This is a genomic window from Fluviicola sp. (genome assembly GCF_030151805.1).
Classification (GTDB): Bacteria; Bacteroidota; Bacteroidia; order Flavobacteriales_D; family Crocinitomicaceae; genus Fluviicola.
This window is the reverse complement of record NZ_JASLCN010000378.1, coordinates 1-9,783: the sequence shown is the minus strand read 5'-3', so window position 1 is coordinate 9,783 and position 9,783 is coordinate 1. Positions and strand designations below refer to the sequence as shown.

8 protein-coding genes are annotated in these 9,783 nt (G+C 42.3%); all 8 read right to left on the bottom strand.

All coding sequences use genetic code 11. From position 1 onward, the window contains the following. Positions 1-84: 84 nt before the first annotated feature. Complete coding sequence (locus Q1V93_RS14350) at positions 85-918, bottom strand: alpha/beta fold hydrolase (protein WP_300665616.1); 834 nt, start codon at positions 916-918, stop codon at positions 85-87. Then, positions 908-2,152: a T9SS type A sorting domain-containing protein gene (locus Q1V93_RS14345; protein WP_300665615.1), complete on the bottom strand. Its 1,245-nt coding sequence runs from the start codon at positions 2,150-2,152 to the stop codon at positions 908-910. Before Q1V93_RS14345 ends, Q1V93_RS14350 begins: the two co-directional genes overlap by 11 nt. A gap of 79 nt (positions 2,153-2,231) precedes the next feature. Beyond that, the gene (locus tag Q1V93_RS14340; protein ID WP_300665614.1) at positions 2,232-3,104 is read right to left on the bottom strand and encodes a DUF2279 domain-containing protein; all 873 of its coding nucleotides are present in this window, start codon (positions 3,102-3,104) and stop codon (positions 2,232-2,234) included. A 59-nt stretch (positions 3,105-3,163) separates the two neighbouring features. Then, positions 3,164-4,696: a YceI family protein gene (locus tag Q1V93_RS14335; protein ID WP_300665613.1), complete on the bottom strand. Its 1,533-nt coding sequence runs from the start codon at positions 4,694-4,696 to the stop codon at positions 3,164-3,166. A gap of 143 nt (positions 4,697-4,839) precedes the next feature. Beyond that, the gene (locus Q1V93_RS14330; protein WP_300665612.1) at positions 4,840-5,583 is read right to left on the bottom strand and encodes a CpsB/CapC family capsule biosynthesis tyrosine phosphatase; all 744 of its coding nucleotides are present in this window, start codon (positions 5,581-5,583) and stop codon (positions 4,840-4,842) included. A 2-nt stretch (positions 5,584-5,585) separates the two neighbouring features. After that, entirely contained in the window at positions 5,586-6,632 is a 1,047-nt protein-coding gene (gene rfbB, locus Q1V93_RS14325; RefSeq protein ID WP_300665611.1) for a dTDP-glucose 4,6-dehydratase, read from the bottom strand. Positions 6,633-7,204: 572 nt separating this feature from the next. Then, on the bottom strand, positions 7,205-9,382 hold the full coding sequence (locus Q1V93_RS14320; RefSeq protein ID WP_300665610.1) for a gliding motility-associated C-terminal domain-containing protein: 2,178 nt from the start codon (positions 9,380-9,382) through the stop codon (positions 7,205-7,207). 75 nt (positions 9,383-9,457) lie between these two features. Then, on the bottom strand, positions 9,458-9,783 hold a 326-nt coding region (locus Q1V93_RS14315; RefSeq protein ID WP_300665608.1), incomplete at its 5' end, for a T9SS type A sorting domain-containing protein.

The following is a 9,783-nucleotide window of genomic DNA, read 5'->3' as shown; positions in this document are numbered from 1 at the left end:
ACACAGAAGGTCACATAGTTTTTTTAATGTTTATGTAGCTTGGTGAGTTTTCTACATTATTACCGATACATCGCGTCCCCCTATCTATATTTTCTCAATCCAGTCAACTACCTGCCGGCAAAAAAACTGCAATTCTTCCGAATCCCGTTTCATCGGATGCGTCGTATTCAAGGTGTGTCCTGCTTGTGGAACCGGGAGAAAGGCATTCTTCAGATTGTTTTTATACACCCAGGAAAAAATCGTTCTTCCATGTTCGAATGGAACGGCTTCATCGTCCACCGCGTGAGCTACAAAACACGGAATTTCCATATTTTCAATAAGCGGCTGCATATTCCAGGTCGTATCACTGGCTAATGTTTCTGCCAAAAACTCCGGACCTTGCGGTAATTCCTGCCTGGTGCGCATGTTTGGCCTGAAATAAACACCGTTCTTCTGCCATTCCTCCATGATTTCCGGAGTACGGGTATTCAGCGTTCGCAACGAGTTCAACAGAATTATTCCCGAAAGCGCAATTCCGCTTTTTTGAATTTGCCGACTTGCAAATGCAGCGGAAAAACCACCCATGCTGTGACCAAAAAGAAACACTTGTGCCGGAGGTGAAATCCATTCACCCGACATCATTTTTTGAGCCATGAACGTCAAATCTTCTACTTCCAATCGCCTGCTGTTCGCTTTATAACTTTCCAGGTCGTCGAAATAATCTCCGTCATCAGAAATTCCACAATGCGTATAATTAAACGCTACGGAAGAAATACCGCTTGCCGCCAGAGATTCCTGAATCGTAGGGAACATCCCGAAATGATAAAAGCCATTGTGACCACAGGCCATCAACACCCAGGAGCTACTGCTCCCGCAATCCACCAGTTTTCCACGGATCGTTCCGTTGGGACTTTCTAATTGAAAAAGTTTAGTCTGCATTTTTTATGAGTTGACTTGTTCCGGTATTTGTCCGTAAAAAGTAAACACCTTTTGTCAGATTAGCAACTTCGAATACATATCCCCCGGAAATTTCATGAAATTCAAGCGGTATTTCCCGGCCAAAAACATCCTGCAATTGCGCAAAAGTCACTTTTGAATCCGTTTGCAATTGAAACTGGTTTTCAACCGGATTAGGGAAAATATCCAAATAACGGAGCTGATTTTGTTCCACTCCATTCAACGGTTCACAGTAGCTTATTCTCAAATTGATCATCGAATCGCAGGGAAACTGATAGCTGTCCATTGATCTTGTAATATGCGGATTATCTGTCTGAATCATCGGTTTCAATCCTGCAGGAAGCGTAACCTGAGCCGAAGATCCATTTCCTAAACACACATTTTTAGCGGATTGATTTCCATTCCACGTATAATCTGCCAAAGCATCCAGAATACGGTAAATTCCGTAGTAATCGTGCGCATTCAATGCAATCACGGTATTCGGCGTATTGTGATCTGCGGGATAGATGTATCCGCCCACGGTATCGCGCTGAAGAATCAAAAAGTCTTTTTCTGAATTCGAAATGGAAATATTCCTGAAAATATCTGCTGCCAAACGATGATCATTCGTAGAATCGCTTTCGTAGATTTCAGTAAGCAGTTTTACATCGGCAGGAAAATTCTGCAATTGATTCTGAGTAATATTGTATGAATACCATTGAGCAGAAGCATAGATAAAACGGCCGTTACTTCCCCAATTGTTTTCAGTAAAACACTTGAATGAATTTCCGAAAGAGGCTCCGCCACCGAAAGAATGCCCCATGAAAGCAGCCCTGGTTGTATCAATAATATCCGGATAATTGCGCGCTGCCTTCCGGAATCCCTGGAGTAAATTTTCATAGCGATCCAACACCGTAACTCCCAAAGTTTGGTAAGGAACAAAAACCAGTGCGTATCCTTTTTTCGCCACAAAATCTGTCAATCCTTTGATGTAAATCGGGTTGTTTCCGCCATATCCGTGCGAATAAAAGATCGTCGGAACCGGTGTTGTAATTTCCTCCGGATGATAGATTACGATATTTTCACCGTTAAAATTGACGTTATTAAATGATTCCGATACAACGGTATATGCACCGTCAGATCCGTAACCTGAAGTTGGTTTCCCGACATTCGGGTCGGAATACTGGGCAAACGTCAAAAAAGGAAAAAAGAGGAATAGAATAAGCTTCAGTTTCATAAGTTCAACAATTGGTTTCAATGATTTAGATGTTGTTTCCAACAGAAAGTTTAAGCGAAGTTTCATTCTTTTCCAGACATCAGAACATCCCGAAATAACAGACTCCGTTTCTCCAGAAAACAGCCGGAAACGGGATCTTGATCGTATTCAGAGGTTTCAATACTTTTCTCAACCACGGTTTCTTAATAGGAAGCTGCGACCAATCAATATCCAGTGAAATGGCATATTCCTGTTTCGCAAAGTACGTTCTGCCCGAATTCACATCCGTGTAGGAATTATCGTATCCATGCAGTTTCGCATCAATACTGTAACCGAATCCAATTTGAATCCACTTGGGGAATGAGGATTCTTTGAAAAATGTTCCCGGGGCAACACACAACCAATAACTCTGGGCGTTGTAATCTTTCAGCAATCTTTCCGTAAAATTAGATCCCAGGGTATTCGGGCGAATTTTCGCGTAAGGAGAGGATTTATAGCCGAATTTTAGTTGGAAACGCTGTTCGTCCCAACCCAATTGCTGACCGATGAATAACGCAGAACCTACCGTATTTGCGGTTAAATCGGCAACAGAAAATCCCCATTCAGCGCTAAATCCATCTAACACTTCTACGGATAATTGATATGTCCAGGCAATTCCTCCCGAAAGCCAAACTGCTTTTTTCCGAGGCATTCTTGCCCATCGCCACGCGGCGTACTCGGCCATGGAAAGCTGGTATGCCGTGTAAGCATGCCCGAACTTGTCCATGTACATCCATTCTTTGGAATCGTCAAACGTGTGGAAAGAAGATTTCGGATATCCCTGGTACCAAACCGCAGAAAGCAATGCGATACTTCCTCCCCCGAGCGCAACATTCGTTCCCGCGACCCAATAAGATCGTTTATTCCAGGAAGAATCGGGTTGGGCAGAAACATTGAAAACCACAAAAAAAAGACAGAAGAGAAGTATTTTCACGCCTGAAAAATACAACTTTCTGTCTTTAAATTTTGTTCTGATGAACAACAAATGAGATTTTAGCGTGCCAATGCGACTTCAAAAGTTACATCCACCAAATCACCGATCTTCGCATCAGATGTCATATTGTGTTTTGTTCTGTCAACCGCAGATTTACCAACGAATACCAATATTTCGCTTCCATCTTTATCTACTTTGGAAACAAAACGCAGGTTGACCGTTACTTCCACTTTCGCACCTACAAACTCCAGGTCTCCGGTAATCCGGTAGTCCTCGCCTACTTTCTCGATCTTTTTAGAAGTGTAGGTAATTTTCGGGTGTTTTTCGGATTTGATGAATTCATCGCTCAAAACGGATTCATCGCGAATATCGTTGAATGTCGTTAGACTTCCGCTCTTCATTTCCACCTGGAGACTTCTGATTACCCCAGCTTTATCCAATTGAACTTCTGTGGTGAATTCTTTGATTGCTCCGGCAGTTCTGCTTGCAGGAGGTCCCACTTCGAATTCCAGTTTGGAATTGGCAGCAACACTTTTCCAGGCTCCCGCATCTCCGTCAGTCAATGCAATGGCAGGAATATCCATGACATCTTTCTTCTCTACCGTTTGATTTGAAGACTCATTTCCGTTATCCAAAAGGGTTTCTACTTTCAGTTTTTCCGGTTGAAAAAGAGAATCCACCGGGTTTGTAAAACCAATCAGAATCAAAGGCAACAACATTCCCCGGAAAGGTTTATTCGGTTCTGCCGGTTCAATCAAGGCCAACGCCATGGAAGATCCGATGATTGCTCCTAACAGAGTTGGTGTTCCTCCAAAGTTTTCATTGATAAAACCGAAACTCACCAATACTCCTAAAATCAAAACCGGAACGAATAAACTTACAAAGGTGTTTTTGATGGATTTACAAGCCCATAATGAACCCAATCCTGCCAAAATTCCCATCCAAAGGTTTCCTTTCAATAAAGAATCTGAAATTCCTTCCAACGAATTCAGCGAGAACAAGATCCAGGCTACGGCGAAAAGCAAAATGCTTAATTGTAAACCGCTGTTTGACCGAAGTGCCAGGTTGGAAGCAAAATAGCCTGTCGCCAACAAAATCACTCCGAAAGTCGAAACGAAAAAAGAAGCCGCAAACACGAAAATTCCCAGGTAAACCAAGGAAACCGCCGAATTGAATTCCGAGCCGTCAGCTCCGAACCAGCGAACCGCAAAAAAGTCCTTGATCTTAGCCAGAAGCGGAATCAACGATCCGATGATTGCAAATGCTGCTACTTCAAAGGTCCAGTCGACTTCAAAACCCTGAAACGTTGCTTTGGCTCCCATCGGGATCAAAGCCAGAAGCCCGACAAAATAAGGAGCTACCATTCTGATCTTTTCAGAAAGCAGGGAAATAAAATAACCCAATCCGATGATTCCGATCAACGTAAAGCAGATCATATCCAACGAAGGATCTTCTTCAAATCCACTGGTAAATGCAACTATCAAACAACAAATGCCAATGCTCAGTGCTGTTTTAAAAAAAAATGCTGATCGTGCTAAAAAGGCGGTTATGATTGCTATAATTCCGACGCCCAGTCCTAGATAATTTTCCATAATTTGTAATTTTTCACAAGTATACAAATAATTTATTTACCGTGGTATATATTTCTTCTGGAATTAATTTCAGGAAAATTTAGAACAAAAAAATGAGCTTTCCAAGATAATTTTAACAATTGGGATCACCCGGATCTGTTTAGTCAGAGAAACAAAGGGTTTTTGACTTTTTCTTCCAGCAACCGATGAAAAAGCGGGTCTTTCAACGAACTTTCCAGGGTTTCCAAATGCTGAATCCGGTGGCAATCGCTGCCCAAAAGATCAATTACCCCGGCCTTTAAAAGTCTGATCGCCTGGTTTTTTATTTCCGGTCCGTAATGCCCGGTGAAAGAATTTAAATTAACCTGGATCATGCAGCCTCGTTCCTGCAATTGTTTCGCCACTTCAATGGAAGGATGATAATAGAGGTAGCGTTCAAAATGTGCCAAAACCGGTTGATATCCGGCAGATTTTAATTGAAAAACAACTTCCTCTACCCGGGAAGGCTGATTGCGGAATGAAAACTCAAAAAGGATGTGATTTCCGTGAAAAGGCAGTAAATCTTTGGTTCTGATCCGCTCAAAAAAAGTTTCATCAAAATAATATTCAGCGGATGCTTCCAAACGGAGTTTCAAGCCCAATTCTTCGCTCACTTTTCTCACTTCCTGCAATTTTCCAAGAATGATTTCAGAAGTATTGTCATATACTCCCGACATGACATGCGGGGTAAAAATCAGTTTCTGATATCCCAATTCTTCAAATTTCCGAAGCATTCCGATCGTGTGATCCATGGATGGAGCACCGTCATCAATTCCGGGAAGTAAATGACTGTGAATATCGACCTGCAAAATTCCACCGATATCTGCAGCATCCTTTTTCCGGCTCTTAAACACGTCGAATAAACTCATTCTTAACGCTGATTATACATGCTTTTGTAATAATCCTGGTACGCTCCGGAAGTAACTTCTTTCACCCAATCCTGGTTATTCAGATACCATTTTACGGTTTCGCGAAGACCTTCTTCAAAAGTAATACTCGGTTTCCAGCCCAATTCATCAAACAATTTCGTAGCATCAATCGCATAGCGCAAATCATGTCCGGACCGGTCTTTTACATAGGTAATCAATTCTGCGCTTTCGCCCTCTTTTCGTCCAAGTTCCTGATCCATGATTTGACACAATTCGTGAATCAAATCAATATTCCGCCACTCGTTCCATCCTCCGATGTTGTAGTTGCAGCCAATTGCTCCTTTGTGAAAAATCACGTCGATTGCGCGTGCGTGGTCTTCTACCCAGAGCCAATCTCTCACATTGATTCCTTCACCGTAAACAGGCAGGGATTTTTTGTTCAGAATATTGTTGATCATCAACGGAATCAATTTTTCCGGGTGATGATTGCTACCGTAATTGTTTGAGCAATTGGATCGTTTGATTGGGAAATCGTAGGTATGATAATACGCAGACACAAAATGATCGGAAGCTGCTTTCGATGCCGAATAAGGACTTCTCGGATCGTAAGGCGTTGTCTCCGTAAAGAATCCTTCCAAACCAAGAGACCCGAAAACCTCATCGGTAGAAACATGGTAAAAAACATGCCCTTCATTGGTTTTCCAATACGCGCGTGCCTGATTCATCAGGTTTACCGTTCCAACTACATTCGTATGAACAAATTCCATCGGTCCTTCGATTGAACGGTCAACATGAGATTCTGCCGCCAAATGAATAACGTCCGTAATCTGATAGTTCTCAAATGCTGCTTTTACGTCTTGTTCGGAAGTAATATCTCCTTTTACAAAAATGTGATTCTCCGCATCCATCACGTCTTTCAGATTTGCCAGATTCCCTGCATAGGTCAGGGCATCAAATGTTATAATCTTGTAAGACGGATATTTTTTCACCAATAAGCGACCCAAATGCGACCCAATGAAGCCCGCGCCTCCCGTAACCAGAATATTCATATAAATGTTGCTCTTTGATGTAAAGTTACATAAAATATGATGTGATGTTTCCCTATTCAGGCATCCGGGGACTTCATCATTCCGGAAACACAAAGAGGATTTTTATTGAAATGCAAAGATTTACTCTTACTGAATCCTTTTTCATTGATTCATCGGGAGATCATTATTCCAGCTAAAACATCTCTGCGCCCTTTGCTTCTTAGCGTTAAAAACACAAAGTGATTTTTATTGAAACGCAAAGATGCAGAGAGCGCAAAGCGAAATGAGGGTCTGTATTTTCTTTCGAAGGTTTAAGAATATGGACCGGGAACTAATTGCACTAAAATGATGGATAGACATCCCGCAGTGGCGGGACAAGTTGTATCTATTAGCCCAGTGGCAGTAAGGAGCAGAAGTCATTTTCCTGGATAGATTGAACGACAAAAATACGGTAAATAGCAAAGAAAGGAAGAGCGCAAAGAGCTTTGCCTGGAAGGATATTATTTTTAGAATAAAAAAAGAATGCGACCCGAAGATCGCATTCCATTATTGAAGGTACAATAACAAAAAGAACTAAAACTGATGATTATTCATTAACGTAAAACTTCAATAAAGCCTTGCTTTTCGATTTCTTCTCCTGAGCCTAAAACAGCTTTCAAACGGTAGAAATAAACCCCTTCAGCCATTTCTTTTCCGGAAGTATCTTTCCCGTCCCACTGAAAATCAGGTTTGGCAAATGAGCGTACCCGGTTTCCCCAGCGATTCACGATATCTATTTCCAATGATTGAATTCCGGCATAGGAAACCAGCGAGAAGTAATCATTCACCTGATCTCCGTTCGGGGTGAAAATATTCGGAACTTCTACGAAACAAGCCAATGAAATATCAACGGTAAAGGAATCCGTTTCGGAAACACATGATCCGTTTTGTGCATAAACATAATAAGTTGTCGAAGTATTGGCATACAGCGTATTACTTGAGCCCGTTAAATTTCCGGGTGTCCAGACAAAGGTACTATTCGGCACATTGGAACTGACTGTTGCAACGACGGGTGTTCCCGGGCAAACCTGGAAATTATCCGGAACTGCAATCTGAGGGTTTGGCAATGCAGCTGTCAACACCGAATCTCTTCCGATCGGGCAACCATGATAAGAACCCATTACATAAATCCATCCTGCATTCTGATCGTTCACCGAAAAAGTTTGGGTTGTACTTCCGGACGGAATCCAGGTATACGTCATTCCAGGTTGATTTCCCGAAACAGAAAGTGTTGTGGAAGCTCCTTCACAGAATTCGGAAACTCCGGAAATCATTACTTCCAATGCCGGAATAACCAAAACCGGTGTTGCTTTTGCATCCGTGCAGCCATTCGGTGAGGTTCCAATGACTGAAAACGTACTGTTTGAAGCGGGAGAAACCATTCTGATTGCCTGGGTATTTCCGTCGTTCCATAAGTAATTCGTTCCGTTAACGGACGATGTCACCATCAATTGTACTTGATCACCCAGGCAAATTGTATCATCTGAAGCTTGTAAGGTCAGAATCGGGCTCGGTCTCACAATTGCTGAAGCCGACACCATATTCGAGTTACAACCAAATGCATTCGTCCCGATTACTGAGTAAACCGTTGTTGAACCCGGATTTACAGAAAGCGTTGAGCTTGTTATGTTTCCGGGAGTCCAGACATAGGTCATGTTATTGCTGGTTGAAAAAACTGTGAAAACGGCAGTTTCTCCGGCACAAATTGTATCATTCCCACTCACAGTAATTACCGGAGAAGGTATAAAATTGATGGTGAATGAAACCTGATCGGAACAACCAGATGCTCCGTCATAAACATACAATGTTTGTGAAGCTATAATGGCCGCTCCCGGCAAGTACGAAGTACCTGTTCCGTTCGGGCCGGTGTAATAGCGCTGATTTCCGCTTAAATTCGTTCCAGAAATCACCGGAAGAATATAAAACGAACAAGTAGTTACATCCTGAATTGGGTTAAGGATTGGAGTTTGGATAAAAGCAACCTGAATATTTGCGACCGAATCGGCACAACCGGGTGCTCCGTCAATGGTATAATGATAGCTTCCATTGGTATTTGTTCCGGGTGTAAATGTTCCCAGATAACCATTCGTCAGCGCTGAAGGTCCTGTCCAGGTTCCACCGGCGGACAAAGTTCCTGCGGGAATTTCAGCATACAAATTCACTGAATTTCCGGAAGCGCATTCCGTTACAGCAAGGTTGAGCGGTACTGGTTGGCACTGAAACAATTTCAAATCATCAAAACCAACATCATTTCCACCTGTTCCGGCAGTATTCGTGCTGATTTCAAATACAATTGAAGAAGTCGGAGCGGTAAAAGCGACCATGGTGATATCGTTCCAGGTACTTCCGTTGATCACGTTTTGAGTAACCAGCACATTTCCCCCGTTGTCTTTCACCTGGATCGTCAGGTTATTTGTACTTGTCCAGGTGTCGCGGGTGGAAAAGGAAAAACGGTATTGTTGTCCGACACAAATATCGGTGAATGGCTGAGAATACAGCATCCCGACATAACCATCTACAATATTCATGTACATCCCGTAAGTTCCTGTGCGAACACAACCTGCATATGTTTGGGGATTGTTTTGGTAAGTGGTTCCGGACAATAGATGAGGAATAACAGTCGTATACTCATAAGATTCATGATAAATCTGTGTCCAGTTGCATTGAGTATATCCTGTGAAATAACTGGAAACAACTAGCAATAAGAGAAGGGAACCAGTTCGTAGTTTCATCGTTTGGAGATTAAAGTGTGATGATTAAAAATTCAGGCAAGAAAGAGTTCCTGCCTGAATCTTCATTTTCAGTTGTTATTGAATCACTAACTTAATAGTGCTTGCTTTGCTTTCATTCTGAACGCGTACGAAGTAAACTCCCGGAGTCCAGCCCTGAACAGGCAATTCTGTTTGAGCATCCAGTTTTCCAAGAGTAGAAATCACGGTTCCTGTTGTTGAATAAACCGTTGCTGATGCATCTGCTGTTTCAGGGAGAGAAATGATTACTTTATCTGAAGCCGGGTTCGGATAAACACTCAATCCTTCGATTCCGTTTTCTTCCATTCCAGCTGTGCTTGTAACAACGATTGTCTGAATGACTGTTTGTGTTCCGCACTCATTTGTCAAAGTTGCTGTAACCA